The organism is Clostridium sp. AM49-4BH (genome assembly GCF_003478335.1).
GTDB lineage: Bacteria > Bacillota > Clostridia > Lachnospirales > Lachnospiraceae > Butyribacter.
Genome location: NZ_QUFB01000047.1, coordinates 1 through 23132, shown reverse-complemented (window position 1 = coordinate 23132; position 23132 = coordinate 1). Strand labels below are relative to the sequence as shown.

The 23132-nt window shown below is 43.8% G+C and carries 13 protein-coding genes; all 13 read left to right on the top strand.

Annotated elements, in window-relative coordinates; genetic code table 11:
• Nucleotides 1-205 precede the first annotated feature (205 nt).
• The 13 genes from DW981_RS11755 to ppdK all read left to right on the top strand — a co-directional run bounded on the left by DW981_RS11755 (nt 206) and on the right by ppdK (nt 21956).
• Entirely contained in the window at nt 206-868 is a 663-nt protein-coding gene (locus tag DW981_RS11755; RefSeq protein ID WP_118507846.1) for a hypothetical protein, read from the top strand.
• Nucleotides 869-1103: 235 nt separating this feature from the next.
• Complete coding sequence (locus tag DW981_RS11750) at nt 1104-2972, top strand: sensor domain-containing diguanylate cyclase (RefSeq protein WP_118507845.1); 1869 nt, start codon at nt 1104-1106, stop codon at nt 2970-2972.
• A gap of 72 nt (nt 2973-3044) precedes the next feature.
• Nucleotides 3045-4991: an EAL domain-containing protein gene (locus tag DW981_RS11745; protein ID WP_118507844.1), complete on the top strand. Its 1947-nt coding sequence runs from the start codon at nt 3045-3047 to the stop codon at nt 4989-4991.
• On the top strand, nt 4972-6900 hold the full coding sequence (locus DW981_RS11740) for an EAL domain-containing protein (RefSeq protein ID WP_182434259.1): 1929 nt from the start codon (nt 4972-4974) through the stop codon (nt 6898-6900). Before DW981_RS11745 ends, DW981_RS11740 begins: the two co-directional genes overlap by 20 nt.
• 73 nt (nt 6901-6973) lie before the next feature.
• Complete coding sequence (locus DW981_RS11735) at nt 6974-8491, top strand: rhamnulokinase family protein (RefSeq protein WP_118507842.1); 1518 nt, start codon at nt 6974-6976, stop codon at nt 8489-8491.
• A gap of 1 nt (nt 8492) precedes the next feature.
• Nucleotides 8493-11456 (top strand): insulinase family protein, encoded by a 2964-nt coding sequence (locus tag DW981_RS11730; protein ID WP_118507841.1) that lies wholly within the window; start codon nt 8493-8495, stop codon nt 11454-11456.
• 188 nt (nt 11457-11644) lie between these two features.
• Entirely contained in the window at nt 11645-12556 is a 912-nt protein-coding gene (era, locus tag DW981_RS11725; RefSeq protein ID WP_118507840.1) for a GTPase Era, read from the top strand.
• Nucleotides 12557-12839: 283 nt separating this feature from the next.
• Nucleotides 12840-13130 (top strand): hypothetical protein, encoded by a 291-nt coding sequence (locus DW981_RS15190; RefSeq protein WP_182434258.1) that lies wholly within the window; start codon nt 12840-12842, stop codon nt 13128-13130.
• The gene (recO, locus tag DW981_RS11720; protein ID WP_182434257.1) at nt 13066-13812 is read left to right on the top strand and encodes a DNA repair protein RecO; all 747 of its coding nucleotides are present in this window, start codon (nt 13066-13068) and stop codon (nt 13810-13812) included. Before DW981_RS15190 ends, recO begins: the two co-directional genes overlap by 65 nt.
• Nucleotides 13813-14026: 214 nt before the next feature.
• Entirely contained in the window at nt 14027-15424 is a 1398-nt protein-coding gene (locus DW981_RS11715) for a glycine--tRNA ligase (RefSeq protein WP_118507838.1), read from the top strand.
• 128 nt (nt 15425-15552) lie between these two features.
• Nucleotides 15553-18720: a glycoside hydrolase family 3 C-terminal domain-containing protein gene (locus DW981_RS11710; protein WP_182434256.1), complete on the top strand. Its 3168-nt coding sequence runs from the start codon at nt 15553-15555 to the stop codon at nt 18718-18720.
• A 19-nt stretch (nt 18721-18739) separates the two neighbouring features.
• Nucleotides 18740-19126 (top strand): PH domain-containing protein, encoded by a 387-nt coding sequence (locus tag DW981_RS11705; RefSeq protein WP_022025309.1) that lies wholly within the window; start codon nt 18740-18742, stop codon nt 19124-19126.
• Nucleotides 19127-19313: 187 nt separating this feature from the next.
• Entirely contained in the window at nt 19314-21956 is a 2643-nt protein-coding gene (ppdK, locus tag DW981_RS11700) for a pyruvate, phosphate dikinase (protein ID WP_022025308.1), read from the top strand.
• Nucleotides 21957-23132 lie beyond the last annotated feature (1176 nt).

Genomic DNA, 23132 nt, shown 5'->3' with positions numbered 1-23132 from the left:
GTAAAAAATTAAAAATATTTTGCAAGAATTTCTGTACGTTGTAAAACAAGAGAAGATAAAGAAAGTAAGGTTGTATATTGATTAGTGGCAAAAAATAAACCAAATTGAAGATAATAAAAATAACTTAATGAAATAAAAGCTAACTTATGTTATAATACCCTCGTGGCAACACTATGGCAACACGAAATCAGAAGGATAAAAAGATATGGAAAAAAATGGCAAGATTAAGAAAATAGGCTGTTTGGGTGCATATAGTTTTGTTCTGTTTCTATTTGCTTTTGACTGTCTTTATTTTTGGGTCAGTCAGAAACGGCAGGTTGTTCATTATAATAAACTTACAGAGTGTTTTTATGGCAAACATGTTACCTACTTGTCTGGCGTATATTTATGGGCGTATATATTTTTTATCCTTATGCCTGTTGTTTTCTTTATTTTTTGGAAAAAGAAAATACGAACCGTTGTTTTATTTGCATTGTTGTTTGTCCTGCATGTGGCTGTAGGGACTTCTTTTGTAATCTGGCTGGAAAGCATGGACAATGATGGAACATATGATGGCTTTGGTGATTTCTACCGTTATGAACAGCAAGAGCCCGGTGGGAATTGGGTATTATGTATACAGGAAGTGTATGTTTCTGGTTCAAATCCAGAGGAAAGCAAGCAACATAGCATTATTTATGTCCAAACAGGATACAATACTTTGAAGCAGGTCAGGAAATACAAATTTGGACCAGCGGATTACGAAGTTTTCTGGAAAAACGACAGGGTGCAGATATTTCAGAAATTGTGGAATGAAGATAAAACAAACCATAGTCCGTATATAGATATTTATTATGATGAATGGAAAAGGTCGGGGGCAGACATTGACTGAGATGCGAGAAATAACTACATATAGTGTGATACAAAGGTTTCATGATGCGCCTGGCGTTGTGAAACCTTTTTCTTTATCGGGCTTGCAATGCATATTGGCAAAACCGCAGAAAAAGAGTATACTGTAAATAATTATGTGCAGCTTTGTAAAGTCGAAGCTGTAACAAAGAATGTGTATATATGTGGGGATGTATATACTTGGGTGGCAAAACACGAGAGGAGCTATATGATAGCATATGAAAAAGCATATTAAATTGGAATGGGTTTACATTGCTGTGCTGGTTATCTCATTAATTTTGTCAATTGTTACAGGCATTCAGATCGCCGGTGAAGTGGTTAATGTGCGGCGCAACTTATCAGAGCAGAACATGGGCATGAACGCATTTGTCTATGGCAAATATATTGACTCTTATTTAACGAACAGAGTGGAACTGCTCAATACAATGGCAGACTGCATCGCGCAACTTCGCAGCACAGATCCTGATGATCTGCATACAGTTCTGGTAGGACAGAATGAATTTAGCAGAATATGCCTGTTAAACAACGAAGGAAAGAAGATCTGTGGGGCAAATTATGAGGTAGACAATCTTAAGGACAAGCCCTTTTATGATACGCTGATGCAAGGAAAAAATGTTGTAGCGCCGTCGATAGAGGTCGATACGGACGATAAGGAAGTATTGCGCTTTTATGCACCGGTTCAAAAGAACGGCAAGACAGTTATGACGATTACAGCAGGGATTTTGACACAGGAAATTAAGACTGTCTTGAATGAAGCGGATTACAAAGGAGACGGTGCACTCTGTATTGTCAACGGATTAGGCGATTATGTGCTTGGAGATAACGACTATGAATCCATGTTGAAAAATCGTGGTGGCAATCATTTCTCATACTTGAACAGCTGTCAGGTGTTAGATGGTGTCAGTTCGGTGGATGAATTAGAGGAACGCATGGAGAATCAGTTGATCGCATCAGTAGACTATCAGCATGCCGGAGTCAAATATTCGGCGCAGTACGTACCGCTTAGTGTCAACAATTGGTACGCTGTTACGACGATGCCGATGGACAGCTTTGGCTCAACGGTCGGTGTGGTTAGCACGGGTACAATAGTGTTAACCGTCATATCTGTGATCTTTATCTTGATATTTCTTGCTATGTCTGCATACATAATGGTACGCAATATTAAGCTTCGCACAGAAAACGAGCGACATAACATTTTAGAGCAGTGTGATCAGAGTGTATCGTTCCAGGTGACATTTCGTCCACACAAAATGGAGTTTTATGGTGATGTTAAGAGCATCATTGGAACAGAGATCGGCAAACTTTCCGGAGAAGCCGTGTATGATATATATGATTGGATCCATGAGGATGATTATTCTCTGAGAGGTCGCATGAGCAGCTTTTGGGAGGGAGAGGATACGAAATTTAATACAGAAGTACGTATCCGTAACATCAAAGGAAATTACAGATGGTATCGTATTGTCGGTATACTGGAACGTAATGAGTTTGGCGCTAATGAATCGTTCGTCGGTAAAATCGTCAATGTTGATGAGGAATTAAGCGAAGAGAAAGAGCTTGTTCAGCGGGCTGAGAATGACATGTTGACAGGTGTTCTCAACAAGAAGACAATGGAAAAACGTGTTTCTTTAATGCTCAAAAACCGAGGCGATAAATACGTTATTTTCTATATGGTCGACTTGGATAATTTCAAGAATGTTAACGATACGCTTGGTCATATTTATGGAGATCAGGCGATCGTAGAGACAGCGCAATGTCTTAATAAAGTATTTGCGAATCAGGATTGCATTGGCAGACTCGGCGGCGATGAGTTTGCAGTATGCGTATCCTATCAGGCATTTGATGAGCAGGGACTATTAGAGTTTATCGGCAAGAAAGCACAGGAAATCTGTGCCGGCAACCGTCGTACTTATACGGACAATGCAGCCAGTGTATCGATCACGAGCAGTATTGGAGTAGCGTATGCACCGGATATGGGAGATAGCTTTACGGAGTTATATACACAAGCCGATTGTGCTCTGTATTATTCCAAAGCGAACGGAAAAGATCAGTATCATATCTATCGCCGAAGGATGATAATTAATATATGAGGATAGAGATGATGGAAATGTAGCGACTCATTGTCCGGAGTTTCCGGACGATGAGGGGCATGGGAGAATAAGATGGATTATGTAATTTCTTATGAGGTGATGTCGATCGTGATACTGGCACTTATTTTGGTGTCCTATACGTGTCACAAATGGCTGGATATCAAGAGAAACCGAACGTTTAATTTACTGGTGATCATGACGATCTGTACGGTGATCGTGGATCTTATAGGACGTTCGTGTGTATATGTTGTAGGCAGCAATGCTCTATTTATGGCAACTGTAGTTGCCACTGTGGTAAATCTTAGCCTATATCAGGTTTGCCTGTTGTTTTATAAATACACACTAAATACGCTCGGATGTGCCAATGTATTTTATCAAGGCATCAGTGCAGTGTTTTTAGTGTTTGACCTGTTGGCTGATATTGCGTTATTGTCTAATCCATGGACACATTTCTTTTTTGAATATAATGGGTTACATAAAGGACAATACCAGATTCATTATGGCATGGTAGTGTTATTGATCTGTGCAGAAATACTTATGCTGGCTGATGCATATTTCCTCTATCGATATCGTCATAAGATTGCAAAAGAGCAGCTTCTTATTCTTACATGGACTGTTCCGATCATTATGGTAACGATGTATTTTCAATATATGACACCTACGCGCTGGAGACTTACTTACTTTATTTTGTCACTGCTCGTTATTGTGTACTATGTTACAATGCATATGTCGGATCAGCATTTGGAACAGAATATGCGCTGTTTTTCCCGTATCGGCTTTCGGAAAGTTGTTGAAGAGTACGAAAGATATCAGGATAATTTTGCTTGTGTATCGGTTAATATCCGTAATCTGTCCAGTATGATGAATATGTGTTCAGAGCAAGAGTTGTCGATAGTTCATAATCGTATTGCTTCCTATTTGCAAAGCACAACGAAAGCACGTGGTGTGTATAAATTCCATAATTCCGAGTATGTTGTAGTGTTCAAAACGTATAGTAAGGCGTGGGAAGCAGGTCGTTATTTGCTGCAGAGTATGCCGAAGGTACTTCGGATCAACGGACAAAATATTCCGGTCAGTTACGGGCTTTATATGATACAGTTCATCGATGCGGAGTATAATGCCGGTGATTTTTACCGGATCATGGAAGGACTGCGGCGTGTAATATTAGAACGGTCTATTTCAGAGGAGGTACTTTGTTACGAGGGTGATATTAAGATTTTATTACAGAGAGAATTGTCAGCTGTCAGCAGATTGAACGAGATGACAAACGGAGATGAGTTTTTATTCCGCTTTCAGCCGATCTATGACACGGAGGCAGGAGAAGTTGCCGGACTGGCAATCAAGGTTATGCTTGCTATGCCGGACGGAGTCTATTTGGAAGAAAGTGATATATGGAGACTTGCCGAGAAAAATGGCAATGGCAATCGAATTACATTGTACTGCTTGGAGCGGGTGATAGGATTTGCTGTGAAACATTATATTTTTGAACAGGGTATCAGGCATCTTCATATTAGTATGACAACGATGCAGATCAGTTCACAGGAAATGATCGAACAGTATTGCGATATATTGCTGTTTCATCAGATACGTCCGGAGCAGTTAGTTATTGAGATTAATGTCGATCAGGCGTTGCCGGAAAATATTCTGAAGGAAAATATTCAGTATTTGCGCGATAAGGGATTTGTTGTATTGTTGGATCAATTCGGTATGAATGTGTGCAACCTTAAAGATATGTTAGCGTTGCCGTTTGACATGGCAAAGTTTCATCAAAACATGACAAAACGTTTTATGCAGGATCGTCAGATGGAGCTAAAGCATCTGGTACATATGCTGCGTAGACAGAATTGGCAGATTTTTCTGGATGGCGTAGATTACAGTATGCCGCTTGGTACGTTTCGGGAGATGGGCGTGACAGGCGTGCAGGGTGAGTCGATGACTCCGTATATGCAAGAAGATGAGTTGATTGACTGGCTCAGACGGAGAGGAGGGGATGTACATTATGAAAATGATACCTTATAATGTGCATTATGAGATCGGAGCTTCGTTGTTAATGATCTTGCTTTTGTGCTGTATTGTCGGCAAAAAGAGACTGCGCACGCGTTCCAACAATCTGTTTTTATGTAATGTATGTCTGTTGATCGCCGGAAATCTTATTGATGGGCTATGTGGTTTGATCAATAGCGGAATGATAACATGCAGTGTACATACACAACGTTTATGCAATGCGTTAGATGGCAGTATTTATTATCTGTTGATCGCAGTATACGTACTGTATTTCTTGAGTTTGGCGTATCTGACGAACTATCATAATAAGCAAATATTTTCAATGAGCATTTTGATGGTGGTGCTTGCTGCGGTTTGCTTTGTACTTCCATTTTTACAGAGTAATTCTTGGAGCAATGGAAAGTATGTTTTTCATGGGATTTCGGTTTCCGGTATTACCGAAGGAATCACGGTAGTGTATGTGGTGAGTGCCATGATTTATCTGCTCTTGCATGAAAAAAAGATGGGCAAGCAGAAGAAAGGTTTCTTTTTGCTCTGTAATATAGTGTTTGTTGGAGCAATTGGGCTGCAGCACATTGGAATCTTTTGCTGCCGCTTTGTGTATCCCATCTTGGCAGTTATCGTCTTCGCGTATTTTTTGTTGTTCCAGAGTCCGGATTTCTACATGGATCGTTTGACTTGGGCATTTAATCAGACAGCCTTTTTTGACATATTGCGGGAATGCGTACAATACCGGGAGCCGGCCAATTTTTTGCTGGTTCGTATTAACGAATACAATTCTTTGCTGCGTATACATCAGTATGAGAATCTGGCTCAGGTAAGAAGTAATATATCTGAAATACTGCGTGATACAGGGACAAAGCGGGAGGCAACGGTGTATCGCATTGGTGCCTCGACCTTTGCAGTCCATTGTCGAGACAAAGAGCAGATCAAGCGTCTGCATGAACTCTTTTTATCCTATCTGCCAAAACGGTGGGAGATTGAGGATGAAGTGATCAAAACGAACTATTGCTACTATTTGTTGGCATATGAAGGCGATGATACGTCTTTTGAAAAATTAGTGCAATGGATCCACTATGCAAGGTCTGATCACAAGGCGCATCATAAACAGGGAGAGTTGATCACTCTGCGTTATGATATTATGACAGAAACCGAACGACAGAGAGAAGTGCTGCGTTATATTGAAGAAGCTATCTTAGATCAAAGAATGGAAATTCATATGCAGCCGGTATATTCATTGGAACAGGATAAGATCACTTCGCTAGAGGTGCTTAGCAGAATGAAAGATCAGGAAGGCAACTTTATCAATCCGGAATATTTCATTCATGTTGCGGAAGAGAATCACTGTATTTTGAAATTAGGTGAGCTGATCTTCCGGCGTGCCTGTATTTTTGCCAGTCAAAATCATATTTTTGATTATGGGATCGAATATATGAATGTTAATATTTCGCCGGGACAATGTCAGTACGAGCGGTTGACAGAGGATTTTGTTGAGATCGCTGCAGAATATGACATTCCGGTGGAACGGATCCATTTGGAGATTACAGAGAGTGAATTTCAGGATCCTCAAGCGGTAGAGCGTACGTTAGACAGGCTTCGAAAGTTTGGCATGCAGGTGGCATTAGACGATTTCGGAACAGGCTGTTCTACTCTTTTGAGTATTTTGGAGCTGCCAATCGACTATGTAAAGATTGATAAAAGTCTGGTATGGTCTTATGGCGAAGGCGGCAATCAGTTTTTGGATGATCTGATGCCGGTTATCAAAAATGAGGGTAAGAAAGTTATTGCAGAGGGAATTGAGACCGAAGAACATATTGAAATATTTAGGCGGCTGCAGGGGGATTATCTACAGGGATATTATTATTCAAAACCGTTACCGGAGCATGAATTTGTAAAGTATGTACGTGAGTTTAATCATGTATAGACGGTTGATGCAGATAGAACTTTGATAGTGTTATCCTATGGATGAAGAGTTATGATCATGGAGGACAGAAAATATGACAAAAAATGTATTGGCGTTTGATCTTGGGGCAAGTAGCGGGCGTGGTATGCTGGCACGGTTTGACGGTGAGAAGATCACCTTGGAGGAGGTACACCGTTTTCCGCATAATTTCAGCATGTTAAACGGTCATGCCTACTGGAATTTACTGCATTTAATGGATGAGATGAAGAATGGACTGCGTAAAAGCGGCAAAGATCTGTCCGGTGTCGGCTTTGACACTTGGGGCGTGGATTGTGGCTTTTTGTCGCGGGAAGGAGATCTGCTTGCTATGCCGGGCAGTTACCGCGATCCGGGACTGGATGACGCCAATATGAGGGAGGCACTGATCGCACTGCATCCAAATGGACAGACCGGAGAGTCAACGATCGGTGCACTGGAAGCGGCTGTTTTGGATGGCGAAAAATATGCATTTGGACAGACCGGAATTGCCAGTTTGGCATATAATACGATTTATAAATTATACTATATGAAGAAGCACATGCCTTCCATCTTAGAACAGACGGACACGATCCTAATGATGCCGAACCTGATCGAATATTTATTTTCCGGTGTGAAACATACGGAATATTCAATTGCCTCGACATCACAGCTCTATAATATGGAGCAAAAATGCTGGGCAAAGCCATTGCTCGACAAACTGCAGTTTGATCCGGGCTGGTTTACAGAGGTGGATCTTGCAGGGCGTGATCTGGGAACTCTGCGTACAGATGTTGCGAAAGAGACAAAACAGCAGGATCTGCATATTATATCCGCACCGGGACACGATACTGCGTGTGCGGTGGCGGCGGTTCCGGCAAAGGAAGAACAGTATACATTTTTGTCCAGCGGCACATGGTCTTTGATGGGTATTTCCTCGAAGACGATGCTTACAGGGGATAACATTATACGCGACAAGATCTCCAATGAGGGAACGAGCGATGGCGGTTATCGTCCAACGGTAAATATTATCGGCTTGTGGATGCAGCAGGAAATCAGACGTAATTTCGCGGCAGAAGGCAGAGAGTATACATTTCCGCAGCTGGCAGAACTTGCGGCCAAGGAGAAGCCGTTGCAAAGCTTTATAAGACCGGATGATTTTATGCAGCCGGGAGACTATCCGACTAAGATTCGGGAATACTGTAAGCAGACCGGACAGCCGGTACCGCAGACAGATGGTGCCTTGGTTCGCTGCATTTTGGAGAGCCTGGCACTCAAATACAAGCAGACGTATTTGTCCCTGGAACCATATATTACGTGGGAAGAAAAGTTATATATTGTAGGCGGTGGCGTGCAGAACGAGTTGTTAAATCAATATACAGCAAATGCACTTGGAATTCCGGTAATTACCGGAGCGAGCGAAGCCACAGCCGTTGGCAATGTCATGGCACAGTTTAAGGCACTTAACTGTTATGACACGGCACAGCAAAAATGTGATATACTGGCTGCGTCGTTTGACACGAAAACGTATTTGCCGCAGGAGCAGGAAGCTTGGCAGGAAGCATATGGCAAATTTGAACAATTGATGGAGGACTAGAATGGAGACAAGATTAAAGACAGCAGAAGATTTTACAATCCCGAAAGTGTATACCTTACAGAAGGCAGAGTATGTGAAAGAGCTTGACAGTTTTGCGTTGGTGTTAAAACATAATTTGAGTGGCGCGCGAATTTTGGTATTCAGCAATGAGGATGACAATAAAGTATTCAGTATTGGTTTTCGTACACCGCCAAAGGATTCGACCGGCGTTCCACATATCATTGAGCATACGGTATTGTGCGGATCCAAGCGTTTCCCGGCCAAAGACCCTTTTGTAGAGTTAGTAAAGGGCTCGCTCAATACGTTCCTAAATGCCGTGACCTATCCGGACAAGACATTATATCCGATTGCAAGCTGCAACGACAAAGATTTTCAGAATCTGATGCATGTATATATGGACGCCGTATTTTATCCAAATATATACGAGCATGAGGAAATTTTTAAGCAGGAAGGCTGGCATTATGAATTAGAGTCTCCGGAGGATGACATTACGTATAATGGTGTTGTATATAATGAGATGAAAGGTGCATTTTCATCGGAAGAAAGCGTGTTAGAGCGTTTTGTAATGAATAGTTTATTCCCGGATAATACGTATGGCAATGAGTCCGGTGGTGATCCGCGCGACATTCCGAATCTGACGTATGAAGATTATCTGGACTTTCATAGACAGTATTATCATCCGGTCAACAGCTATATCTATCTCTATGGAGATATGGATGTCACAGAGCGCTTAGAGTGGATGGACGCTAATTACTTAAGCAATTTCCCGGCGATCACGATCGATTCGCAGATCCCGCTGCAAAAGCCATTTGCTGAGCACAAAGTGTTAGAAAAGAAATATGCAGTGGCTCAGGACGCAGATTGCAGTGAGAAACATTATTATGCTTATGGTGCGGCGCTTGACATTACATTGGATGTCAATACGTGCAAAGCGTTCGACGTATTGTCTTATGTGTTAGCACAACAGCCGGGCGCACCGCTCAAGCAGGCATTATTGGATGCAGGTATCGGTACAGACGTAGACGTGGATTTCTGCGACATTATGCGTCAAAGTACCTTTTCGGTTTATACCAAAAACGCAAAACCGGGTCTGCGTGATAAATTTGCAGAGGTGCTGCGGGCAACATTGCAGCAGCAGGTAGATCAGGGGATCAATCGCAAAGATTTGGAAGCGGCGATCAACGGTATGGAGTTTAAAGACAAAGAAGCGGATTTTGGTTCTTATCCAAAGGGACTGCTGTATGGAATGAAGCTGCTTCGTACATGGCTCTATGACGATGAGATGCCATATGATGCTTTGCAGTATGAGGGTTGCTATACCTTTTTGAGAGAGCAGATCGGAACCGGATATTATGAGCAACTGATCCAGAAGTATCTGTTAGACAATGAGCATGCAGTGTGGGTGGAGATGATTCCGGAACCGGGACTTTCCATTCGCTTAGAGCAGGAAACAGCTCAAAAACTGCAGGAATATAAAGATTCTCTAAATGAGGAGCAGATCACACAGTTGATCGAGCAGACGAAAGCGCTGAAACGTTATCAGGAAGAGCCATCTCCAAAGGAAGTGCTTGAAATGATCCCAATGTTGTCCAGAGAGGACATCAAAAAGACGATTCAGCCACTGCATAATACGATGAAAGAATTGCATGGTGTGCAGACCTTGCATCACGAGATCCATACCAACAATATTGTATATCTGCAAATGCTGTTTGATGCAGATGCGTGCAAAGATTATATGCCGCAGATGAGCTTTTTGACAACATTGTTAGGTTATATGGATACGAAAGAGCACAATTACCGCGAGTTTGATACGGAAACCAACTTTTATACCGGTGGTATTTCCACGGATGTGGGAGTATACTGCGAGGCAGGTAAGAGTGACGTATATAGTGTGAAGTTCTCCGTAACGACAAAAGTGCTTACTGACAAGTTAGCGAATGCACTGCGGCTGATCGAAGAGATGTTATTTGATACCTCTTTTGATGATGAAAAGCATCTTCGTGAGGTAGTTGCAGAAAGCCGCTCCCGTTTGAAAGTGCAGTTGATGGCGAGCGGACATCAGGCGGCAGCGGGAAGAGCGATGGCAGCAGTGTCTGAGAGTTCTTATGTCAACGACCGTGCGGTTGGTATGGGATATTATCAATATCTGGTACAGTTAGATGAGCATTTTGAAGAAGAAAAGGAGCGATTGATTACAGGCTGCAGACAGTTGCTGCATATGCTTCTTCGCAAAGATAATATGTTGATCTCCATCACGGGTGGAGAAGAAGAGTATCGTGCTTTGGAGCAAGAGATCGGTTCATTCTTAGAGCGCATTGATGCGTTCCAAGCTGCGGATAGCAAAGCATCTAACGCTGTCTTGTCTGTATTTGGTGGTGAGCGAAAACGTGTTTCGGAGGCGTTTTCCACACCAGCAGAGATTCAGTATGTTGCGATCGCCGGCAAGTTTGATAATGTCAAAGAAGTCAATAACGGCGCTTTACAGGTAGTGCGTCACTTGCTAAATTACGATTATCTCTGGAATCAAGTCCGGGTGAAAGGTGGCGCTTACGGTGTAGGATGCCGCTTTAACAGGGAGCGGGAGGGATATTTCACATCATACCGCGATCCAAATCTGTCAGCAACGTTAGAGGTGTATCGCCATGCAGCAGAGTATTTGGAACAGTATGATGCGAAAGAGCGTGAAGTAACCAAAACGATCATCGGTACGATCAGTGGTATTGATACACCGCTCACACCATATATGAAGGGAAAACGTTCTTTGTCTGCATATTTGACCAATGTGACCGAAGAAATGATGCAGAAACAGCGTGATCAGGTGCTTAACTGCGATATAGAGGATATTCGACAGACAGCAGACGTTGTGCGAGAAGTGATCCGTGATGGCGTGATCTGTGTGATCGGTAATGAGAAGAAAATTGCCGAGGAAGAGAAGCTGTTTGAGAGCATAGAGCCATTGCAGTAAGAGAGCTTTGCTTGAGAGCATAGAGCCATTGCATAAGAGAACTTTGCTTGAGAGCATAGAGTCGTTGCAGTAGGAAACTTAAGAGAGCAGGAGCAGTGTGCTGAAAGGCGAAACTGTTCGGAAATACAGCCGAAATGACTCGTTTTGAGAGGCTGCCGAAAGTACATACCATAGAAAGAGAGGACAAGATGAACAATTATAAATCAGGGTTTGTTACTTTGATCGGAAGACCAAATGTTGGAAAATCAACATTGATGAATCGGTTGATCGGACAGAAAATCGCGATCACCTCCAACAAACCACAGACAACGCGCAATCGGATTCAGACTGTCTATACGTGCGATGAGGGGCAGATCATATTTTTGGACACACCGGGTATTCATAAGGCGAAAAATAAACTGGGCGAATACATGGTGTCCGTTGCCGAACGCACTTTGAAAGAAGTAGATGTGATTCTGTGGCTGGTTGAGCCGAGTACGTTTATTGGTGCCGGTGAGCAGCATATTGCAGAGCAGTTGCGCAGCGTAAAGACGCCGGTATTTTTGGTCATTAATAAGATCGATACCGTTGAGAAAGCGGAAATTCTTAAATTCATTGCGGCATACAAAGATATTGTGGATTTTGCGGAAATTATTCCGGTATCCGCGCTCAAAGGAGAAAATACGGATGATCTGTTGCAGGCAATGATGAAATATCTGCCCACAGGGCCGCAATATTATGATGAGGACACGATCACGGATCAGCCGGAGCGACAGATCGTTGCGGAAATGATCCGAGAGAAAGCACTGCGCAATTTGAGCGATGAGATTCCACATGGCATTGCCGTTGCAATAGATCGGATGCACGAGCGTCCGAATGGCGGTATTATTGATATCGATGCGACGATCGTATGCGAGCGCAATTCACATAAGGGAATCATTATTGGTAAACAGGGTGCCATGCTCAAAAAGATTGGATCACAGGCACGTGCCGATATGGAAGCTTTGCTGGACTGCAAAGTGAACCTAAAATTGTGGGTTAAAGTCAAAAAAGATTGGCGAGACAGTGATTTCCTGATTAAAAATTTTGGCTATCGAAAGACAGATTACGAAGATCTTTAGGCAGAAACTTCGGTCGGTGTAAGAGTGATTACGTGGACTTTTCGGCAGAAAGTTCGATCGATGTAAGAGTGATTACGTGGACTTTTCGGCAGAAAGTTCGATAAATGTAAGAGTGATTACGTGGACTTTTCGGCAGAAAGTTCGGTTGATGTAAGAGTGATTACGAGATTCTTTTCGACTTATTAGCAAGTCGAAATCTCTTGGGACGGCAATAGTTTCCAGAATAGAGAGCCCATGAAATCACCATGCTAATAGAAAGACTTAAGAAAGGCATGGTGAGAAGATGGAGTACCAAGAGCAATGGGAGCAATTTGAAGAAACAGGAAAAGTAGCAGATTATTTGGCATATTGCAGACAAGCAGGACAGATGAGTGCCGGAAATATAATGGATGGCAGTGCATTAGGGATGGCAGTGGCCGAAAATGTCATGTGGAGTGGCAGTGTGAGAAACGTCGGCGCGCAAAATTTGGAGCGCACAGAAGATGGAATACCACAGGAGGGAACAAGGCATGCGGGAGACCATAACGGTGACAGGAATGATCTTACAGACATCACCGCTGAAAGAGTACGATAGAAGAGTAGAAATACTCACCAAAGAATTGGGAAGAATATCTGCATTTGCACAGGGCGCGAGAAGACCAAACAGCGCCCTGTCTGCCTGTACAATTCTTTTTACCTTTGGTACCTTTACGCTCTATCCCGGCAGAGATTCTTACCGCCTGCAGAGTGGCTCCATTCAGACGCAGTTTGGAGAATTGGCACAGGATTACGATGCATTATGTTATTGTTCCTATTTTGGAGAAATGGCGCGATATTTCACCAGAGAAGGTGTGGAAGCTTCTAGGGAGCTTATGTTATTATACGTCACACTGCGCGCTGTCATGCATGGCAAAATGACACTTCCACTCGTTCGCGTGATCTATGAACTGCGTCTTATGTTGATCGAGGGCGAGATGGTGGAATTATTTCAATGTCTGCATTGCGGGACGAAAGAAGTCAATACCGTTTATTTGCAAGCGGGGGGATTGCTTTGTCCGGCATGCGCTGCCAAGGATAAAACAACAAAAGATGCCTATCCGTTACAGTTAAGCTCCGATGCACTCTATACGCTGCAATACATATTGACCAGCGAATGGGGCAAACTTTATGCGTTCGGGGTGTCTGAGGAGGTTTTGCGCGAACTCACACATTTTATGAAACGTTATCTTGGTAGATATCTGCCACATCAATTCAAATCAGAAGCATTTCTTAAATAAATCTTAAACAGAATGTGACGTTACAGATTAAGGGGAAAATGATCCTGTCAGACGTTGATCTGACGATGGAGGAGGGCAGGATCTATGGATTCTTACTTGCAATAATTGTCTTGAGATGGTATATTTTTGTATTAGAATGTGCTTGCCGTGTATTAAGCCGGATGGCAGAATTCATGAGGGAGCATGACGCAATATACAGGAAAGAGGTTTCATTATGGAAAAGACTATGGACAAGATTGTGGCATTGGCAAAAGCAAGAGGATTTATTTATCCGGGTTCAGAAATATACGGCGGACTTGCGAATACATGGGATTACGGTAACTTAGGCGTTGAGCTTAAGAATAATGTAAAGCAGGCTTGGTGGAAGAAATTTATTCGTGAAAATCCTTACAATGTAGGTATTGACTGCGCGATTCTGATGAATCCTCAGACATGGGTAGCATCCGGTCATTTGGGAAGCTTCTCCGATCCGTTGATGGATTGTAAAGAGTGTCATGAGCGTTTCCGTGCAGATAAGGTTATCGAGGACTATATGGCAGATAACGGCATTGCAATCGAAGGCAGTGTAGATGCATGGTCCAATGAGCAGATGGAAAATTACATCAAAGAGAAAGAAATTTGCTGCCCAAGCTGTGGCAAGAAGAACTTTACGGAGATCCGTCAGTTCAACCTGATGTTTAAGACATTCCAGGGCGTTACTGAGGATGCGAAGAATACCGTATATCTTCGTCCGGAGACAGCACAGGGTATTTTCGTAAACTTTAAGAATGTACAGCGTACATCCCGTAAGAAGATCCCATTTGGTATCGGACAGATCGGAAAGTCTTTCCGTAACGAGATCACACCGGGTAACTTTACATTCCGTACACGTGAGTTTGAGCAGATGGAGCTTGAGTTCTTCTGTGAGCCGGATACGGATCTGGAGTGGTTTGCATATTGGAAAGAGTTCTGTATTAACTGGCTGAAATCTCTTGGCATGAAAGAAGAAGAAATGCGTGTAAGAGATCACGAGAAAGAGGAGCTTTCTTTCTATAGTAAGGCAACGACCGATATTGAGTTCCTGTTCCCATTTGGATGGGGCGAGCTTTGGGGTATCGCAGATCGTACGGATTACGACTTGACACAGCATCAGAATGTATCCAAAGAGGATATGTCTTACTTTGATGATGCGAAGGGCGAGAAATATATTCCATATGTTATTGAGCCATCATTGGGTGCTGATCGTGTGGTACTGGCATTCTTGTGTGGTGCATACGATGAAGAAAATATCGGTACAGAGGAGAAACCGGATGTGCGTACAGTACTTCATTTCCATCCGGCTTTGGCACCGGTTAAGATCGGTGTACTTCCGCTTTCTAAGAAGCTTAGCGAGTCTGCGACAAAGATTTATGAAGAGCTTTCTAAGACTTATAACTGCGAATTTGATGATCGTGGAAACATTGGTAAGAGATATCGCCGTCAGGATGAGATCGGAACACCATTCTGCATTACTTATGATTTTGATTCTGAGGAAGATGGAGCAGTTACTGTTCGTGACCGTGACACGATGGAGCAGGAGCGCGTGAAGATTGCAGATCTTCCGGCATATTTTGCAGACAAATTTGAGTTTTAAGGACTACAATCGTTAAAGATGTTTTGGTGAATGGATCGAAGTCCTGATAAATATAAGGGCAGCGTAAGTATCGCTGCCCCCTTTTTTATAAATATCGAAGTATGATACAGGAGAAACGGAGGTTTGCTATGAGTAAAACGTATTATGATACGCCGCTGTGGGACAGTTCACTGTCCATAGAGGAACGCTTGGATTATTTGCTGTCAGAGATGACCTTGGAGGAAAAGATACAGAGTATGGGAACCGGCAATCCCGAGATCGAACGGCTGGGCGTTCCGGCCTTTCAAGTAGGTGGAGAAGCTGCACATGGCGTGCAGGCGCGTCATGATCAAGAATTTGATGTTCATGAGCCGGATCTCACAACGATTTTTCAAAATCCTATTGGCATGAGTGCTTCGTTTGATGAAGAGTTGATCCGGAAAGCAGGAAAAGTTGTCGGAACAGAGGTGAGAGGACTGTATTCCAGAGAACACGAAGGCATTCTTAGTGTGTGGGCACCTACGATCGATATGGAGCGCGACCCACGTTGGGGTCGCACGGAAGAAGCATATGGAGAGGATCCGTTGCTGACCGGAAAAATGGCAGGAGCCTATGTCGAGGGGTTGCAGGGAGAGGATGATCAATATCTGCTTACGGCGGCAACCTTGAAACATTTTTATGCCAATAATGTGGAGGATGGGCGTGTTTGGAAGTCTTCGACCATTTCTCCAAGAAATAAATGGGAGTATTATTTGGAACCATTTCGTCAGGTGATCAAAGAGCATGGGGCAGAGGCGTTGATGACTGCATATAATGAGATTAACGGCGTGCCGGGAATGCTCAATCCGGAAGTGCAAAGAATCCTAAAAGATCAGTGGGGACTGCATCATGTCGTATGTGATGGTGCAGATGTTTCACAGACAGTGGATTTCCATCACTACTATGCAACACATGCAGATACGATCGTAGGAGGTTTAGCTGCCGGTATTGATTGTTTCACAGACAGCGAAGAAATGGTTTGGAACGCAGTGCGTGAGGCATTGGAAGATGGCAAGATCACGCCAGATGATCTGACGCCGGCACTTCGCTGCCATTATGGAACGCTGATCCGCTTGGGATTTTTTGATGCCAAAGGGGAGAATCCTTATGCATCCGTAGGGATGAAAGATGTTGGCACCAAAGCAAATCAGGCAGTCAGCCGAAAGATGGCGACAGAGGGAGTGGTGCTTCTTCAAAATAAACAAATGCTGCCACTCGACCCGGAAGAAGATATCGCAGTGATCGGACCATTGGCAGACGTATGGTACAAAGACTGGTATTCCGGAATACCGCCGTATTTCGTCACACCGCTAGATGGAATAAGAAGTCAGAGCAATGTGGCATTTGAACGTGCGGCATTACAGGCACATATTGGTATGGCAGATGGCAGCTATCTTGGCGTAGACAATGGCGGTGTAGTCTGTCGTGCAGATTTCGAGCATGCGGCACTCTTTGAATTGGAATGCTGGGACGATGAGCAGGTGACGATCCGTTTTGTGGAGAACGGTAAGTTGCTTACAGTGGAAGATGATTTTGCAAAAGGACAGGAAGGACTTGTCACAGCCAGCAAAGATGAGCCGTTTGGGTGGTTTGTTAAAGAAATTTTCCATCTTACGAATGTACAGACGGCAGAAGCTGCTATTACAGAACAGCATGGTATTTGTGCGGATGTCAGCATTAGTGCATGGAATGGAGCGGCACTTTGCTTTGATGAACTTGGGCGTTTGAGCGTAGCAAAGAGAAAGGATCAAGTGCTAGATGACCGCATCGGCGTAGCCGGTACAACGGATCAGCATAGTGTGGAGCAGACCGCCGGACTGCCGATCGTGATCGAACGGGTACGCAGTGGGCTTCAGGAAGCCAAAAAGCTTGCGGCATGTTCCGGCAAGGTGGTATTGGTTCTGGGAGCAAATCCAATGATCAACGGGAAAGAGGAGATTGACCGTAAAGATCTTAATTTACCGCCATATCAGAGCCGCCTTCTCAAAGAGATCACGGATGTCAATCCAAATGTTGTGCTGGTGCTGATAAGCAGTGTGCCATTTGCCTTGGACTGGGCAGCGAAGAATGTTCCGGCTATTCTGATCAGTGCAACCGGAAGCATGGAGATTGGCAACGCACTTGCAGATATATTGTTTGGTCAAGAAAGCCCGGCAGGACGTCTGCCAATGACGTGGTATTCTGAAAAAGCGGAATTGCCGGATATGGATGATTATGACATTATACAAGGGGAACGTACCTATCAGTACTACAACGGCAAGCCGGTTTACGCATTTGGACATGGTTTAACATACGGAGAGATCCGCTATGAAAAGATGACTGTCAGTCGTGACATGGCAGAATTGTTTGTCAATGTAACAATTAGTAATAATGGTAGATATACTACGGACGAAGTTGTACAGATTTACGGACACAAAGTGCAGTCGGCTGTCAAACGTCCGCATAGACAACTTATTGATTTTAGGCGCGTTAAGCAGATCAGACCGGGTGAAAAGCGTACAGTAACGTTCCATATCCCACAGGATCGCATGAAATATTTCGATGTCATCAGCCGTGAAATGGTATTGGAAGACGGAATGTACGAAATCTATGCCGGGGCATCCAGCGCAAATCTGCCGCTGCGGCAGGAGATTTCTTTGCGGGGAGTCACCCGTGGTGTTCGCCACGTTGGAGAACCGATTTATGCAGAGTATTTCGACACATCGTCAAATGTGGAACTGATTGAAGGAAATCCGATTGCGTCAAGGACAGATGTATGGATTCCGGCAGGAGATGTCAGCCTTGCCACACCGGATCGCCGAGATCGCGAAATGACATTGACGTTTGCTGACACAGAGCTGCCAACAGGAAAAAATAATGAAATCTGTGTGACGGTGCAGGAATGGCCGGAACGTAAAGCACCTTGGGTGGTTCGTGCATTAGTTGATGGACAGGAAATAGCAGTGTTCCAAAGTGGTACGCACTTAACGCGGCGAAATACCGGGGAAGAACTCGGAACAGCGGAGCAGACTGCAGGAAAGCTTGGCGAAGAGTGTTCTTCAGCGGAGCAGGCAGCAGGAAATCTTGGCGAAGAGTGTTCTTCAGCGGAGCAGGCAGCAGAAATGGCAAGACACTTAAATGGAAAATGTGTTTCTTATACTGCGTATACCAAGGGAGTGAAGCTTCCTGTTGATCTGCATAAAACATGCGAATTAACGTTGCAGGTATCCGGTGACGTCGCGATTCGCAGCGTGGTTTTACAGCCGGAAACCATAAAAGGGAATGACTATTTTAAGTAGTAGGAGGAGTAAAAAAATTATGGAAGAAACAGGAATGAACTATTTATGGAGTGCGCGTAAGCGCAATGCATTAGGTCTGCCTTGGACATTCACAAAGTATGCATTTACAGAAGATCGTTTGTTTGTGACAACAGGATTATTGAAAACAGTGGAGGACGAGGTGCGTTTATATCGCATTTTGGATATATCGTTATCTCGCACGCTGCTGCAGAAAATTTTTGGCATGGGAACGATTGCAATATCATCAGCGGATAAGACTATGGGTAATTTTAATTTGGTCAACGTCAAAAATCCGGTACAGGTCAAGGAACAGCTTTCTAAATTGATCGAAGAAAACCGTGACAAAAAACGTGTTACGAACCGTGAATATATGCATGACGATCTCGAAGACGATGATGAGCAATAATCGGAGGCTGACGTGTAACAACAGATCATAAGAATTTTATGAAAAAAGACAAAAAAAGACGGATTTTATCAAAAAAGGTCTTTTCATAATGACAGCAAGTATGTTATACTAAGCAGTAGCGATAAAGTGAACTATGGGCAAATTCTGCCCATTCGCAACAAATATTATATTAGGAGGTAACTTGACAATGGCAAACAAATGGGTCTATATGTTTAGCGAAGGCGACATGACTATGCGTAACTTGCTTGGTGGTAAGGGTGCTAACCTTGCTGAGATGACAAGCATTCTTGGTGCAGACGTAATCCCTCAGGGATTCACTGTTACAACTGAGGCATGTACACAGTACTATGAGGATGGCCGTAAGATCAACGATGAGATCATGGCACAGATCATGGACGGTGTTAAGAAGATGGAAGAGATCAACGGAAAGAAATTCGGTGATGCTCAGAATCCATTGTTAGTATCGGTTCGTTCTGGTGCTCGTGCTTCTATGCCTGGTATGATGGATACAATCCTTAACCTTGGTTTGAATGATGATGTAGTAGCATCCATGATCGCTGGTAACCCAGATCCAACATTCGAGCGTTTTGTATATGATTCATACAGACGTTTCATCCAGATGTTCTCTGATGTCGTAATGGAAGTTGGTAAGAAATATTTCGAGCAGCTCATTGACAAGATGAAAGAAGAGAAAGGTGTTCAGTACGACGTTGAGTTGACAGCAGCAGATCTTAAGACGCTGGCTGAGCAGTTCAAAGCTGAGTACAAGAACCAGTTAGGAACAGATTTCCCATCTGATCCGGTAGAGCAGATGAAATTAGCAGTAGAGGCAGTATTCCGTTCATGGGACAACCCTCGTGCAAATGTATATCGTCGTGATAACGATATCCCTTATTCTTGGGGTACAGCAGTTAACGTAATGCCTATGGTATTCGGTAACTTGAACGATGAGTCTGGTACAGGTGTTGCATTTACTCGTGACCCTGCAACAGGTGAGAACAAGTTGATGGGTGAGTTCTTGAAGAACGCACAGGGTGAAGATGTAGTAGCCGGTGTTCGTACTCCAATGCCAATCGCTCAGATGGAGCAGGAGTTCCCAGAGGCTTATAAGAAATTCTTAGAGGTGTGTGAGACACTTGAGAATCACTACCATGATATGCAGGATATGGAGTTTACGATCGAGAACAAGAAGCTTTACATGCTTCAGTGCCGTAATGGTAAGAGAACAGCTCCAGCTGCTTTGAAGATCGCTTGCGATTTAGTAGATGAAGGACATAAGACAGAGGAAGAAGCAGTAGCAATGATCGATCCTCGTAACTTGGATACACTGCTTCATCCACAGTTCGATGCTGCAGCACTTAAGGCTGCTACACCAATCGGAAAAGGTTTAGGAGCTTCTCCTGGAGCTGCTTGCGGTAAGGTTGTATTTACAGCAGAAGATGCTGAAGAGTGGAACGCTCGTGGAGAGAAAGTCGTATTAGTTCGTCTTGAGACTTCTCCAGAAGATATTACAGGTATGAAGGCATCCCAGGGTATCCTGACAGTTCGTGGTGGTATGACATCTCATGCAGCCGTAGTTGCTCGTGGTATGGGTACATGCTGTGTATCCGGTTGTGGCGATATCAACATGGATGAGGAGAACAAGAAGTTCACATTGGCTGGACAGACATTCACAGAGGGATCCGAAATCTCTATCGATGGTACAACAGGTAACATCTATGCAGGCTTGATTCCTACTGTAGATGCTCAGATCGCTGGTGAGTTTGGCCGTGTTATGGAGTGGGCTGACAAGTTCAGAACATTGAAGGTTCGTACAAACGCTGATACACCTGCAGATGCTAAGAAAGCTCGTGAGCTTGGTGCTGAGGGTATTGGTCTTTGCCGTACAGAGCATATGTTCTTCGAGGAAGACAGAATTGCTGCATTCCGTGAGATGATCTGCTCTGATACTGTAGAAGAGAGAGAAGCTGCATTGGAGAAGATTCTTCCATATCAGCAGTCTGACTTCAAGGCTCTTTATGAAGCACTTGAGGGTAACCCTGTAACAATCCGTTTCTTGGACCCACCTTTGCATGAGTTCGTTCCTACAGAGGAAGCTGACATCAAGAAACTTGCTGATGCACAGGGCAAGAGCGTAGATGAGATCAAGGCTATCATCGACAGCCTGCATGAGTTCAACCCAATGATGGGTCATCGTGGATGCCGTCTTGCAGTCACATATCCTGAGATTGCTAAGATGCAGACAAAGGCTGTTATCCGTGCAGCAATCGAAGTTCAGAAAGCACATGCTGACTGGGCAGTTAAGCCGGAGATCATGATTCCTCTTGTATGTGAAGTAAAAGAGTTGAAATATGTTAAGAAGATAGTAGTAGAGACAGCTGATGCTGAGATCGCTGCTGCAGGCGTTAAGCTTGACTATGAAGTTGGTACAATGATCGAGATCCCTCGTGCAGCACTTACTGCAGATGAGATCGCTGCAGAGGCAGACTTCTTCTGCTTCGGTACTAACGATTTGACACAGATGACATACGGATTCTCTCGTGATGATGCTGGTAAGTTCTTAGATGCTTACTATGATGCTAAGATCTTCGAGAACGATCCATTTGCTAAGCTTGACCAGACTGGTGTTGGTAAGTTGATGGAGACAGCTATCAAGTTAGGTAAGCCGGTAAACAACAAGCTTCATGTTGGTATCTGTGGAGAGCACGGTGGAGATCCTTCATCCGTAGAGTTCTGCCATAAGATTGGTTTGGACTATGTATCTTGCTCACCATTCCGTGTACCGATCGCTCGTTTGGCAGCAGCTCAGGCAGCTATTGCTAACAAATAATTAGAAAATCTTTCTAAGATTCTATGAGATATTGATATAAATCAATAGACATCTCTTGTCAGCCCCACATAATGTGGGGCTGATATTTATATAATTCATAAAATGATCCCTAAAAAATATAAAAAAACAGTTTCGGCGTTGATATCTGTCCTATAGCTCAAATCTGTGTCCCAGGATAGAGAAGATAAGACTGTGCCGGCTCCAATTTCTACCCTGAAGCCTCAACCCTATGGCCCAGGATAGAGAAATCAAGTCTGTTAAACTCCCAAACTCTACCCTGAAGCCTCAACCTTATGGCTCGAGATAGAGAAATCAAGCCTGTTAAGCACCCGAACTCTACCCTGAAGCCTCAACCGTATGGCCTAAGGTAGAGAAAACAAGTCTGTTAAGCACCCAAACTCTACCATGAAGCCTCAACCGTATGGCCTAGGATAGAGAAATCAAGACTGTGCCGGCTCTAATTTCTACCCTAAAGCTATAATTCTACGGCCAAGGATAGAGAAATCAAGACTGTGTCGACTCCAATTTCTACCCTGTAGCCATAATTCTACGGGTGAGGATAGAGAAATCAAGGCTGTGCCGGCTCCAATTTCTACCCTGCAGCTATAATTCTACGGCCGGGGGTAGAGAAAATAAGTCAGTTAAACTCCCCACCTCTACCCTGAAGCCTCAACCGTATGGCTCGAGATAGAGAAATCAAGCCTGTCAAGCGCCCAAACTCTATCCTGAAGCCTCAACCGTATGGCCTAAGGTAGAGAAAACAAGTCAGTCAAGCGCCCAAACTCTACCCTGAAGCCTCAACTCTACGGCCTAGGGTAGAGAAAACAAGTCAGTCAAGCTCCCGAACTCTACCTTGAAGCCTCAACCCTATGGCCTAGGATAGAGAAATCAAGACTGTGCCGGCTCCAATTTCTACCCTAAAGCTATAATTCTACGGCCGGGGGTAGAGAAAATAAGTCAGTTAAACTCCCAACCTCTACCCTGAAGCCTCAACCCTATGGCCTAGGATAGAGAAATCAAGACTGTGCCGGCTCCAATTTCTACCCTAAAGCTATAATTCTACGGCCTAGGATAGAGAAAACAAGTCAGTCAAGCGCTCAATCTCTATCCTGAAGCCTCAACCGTATGGCCTAAGGTAGAGAAAACAAGTCAGTCAAGCGCCCAAACTCTACCCTG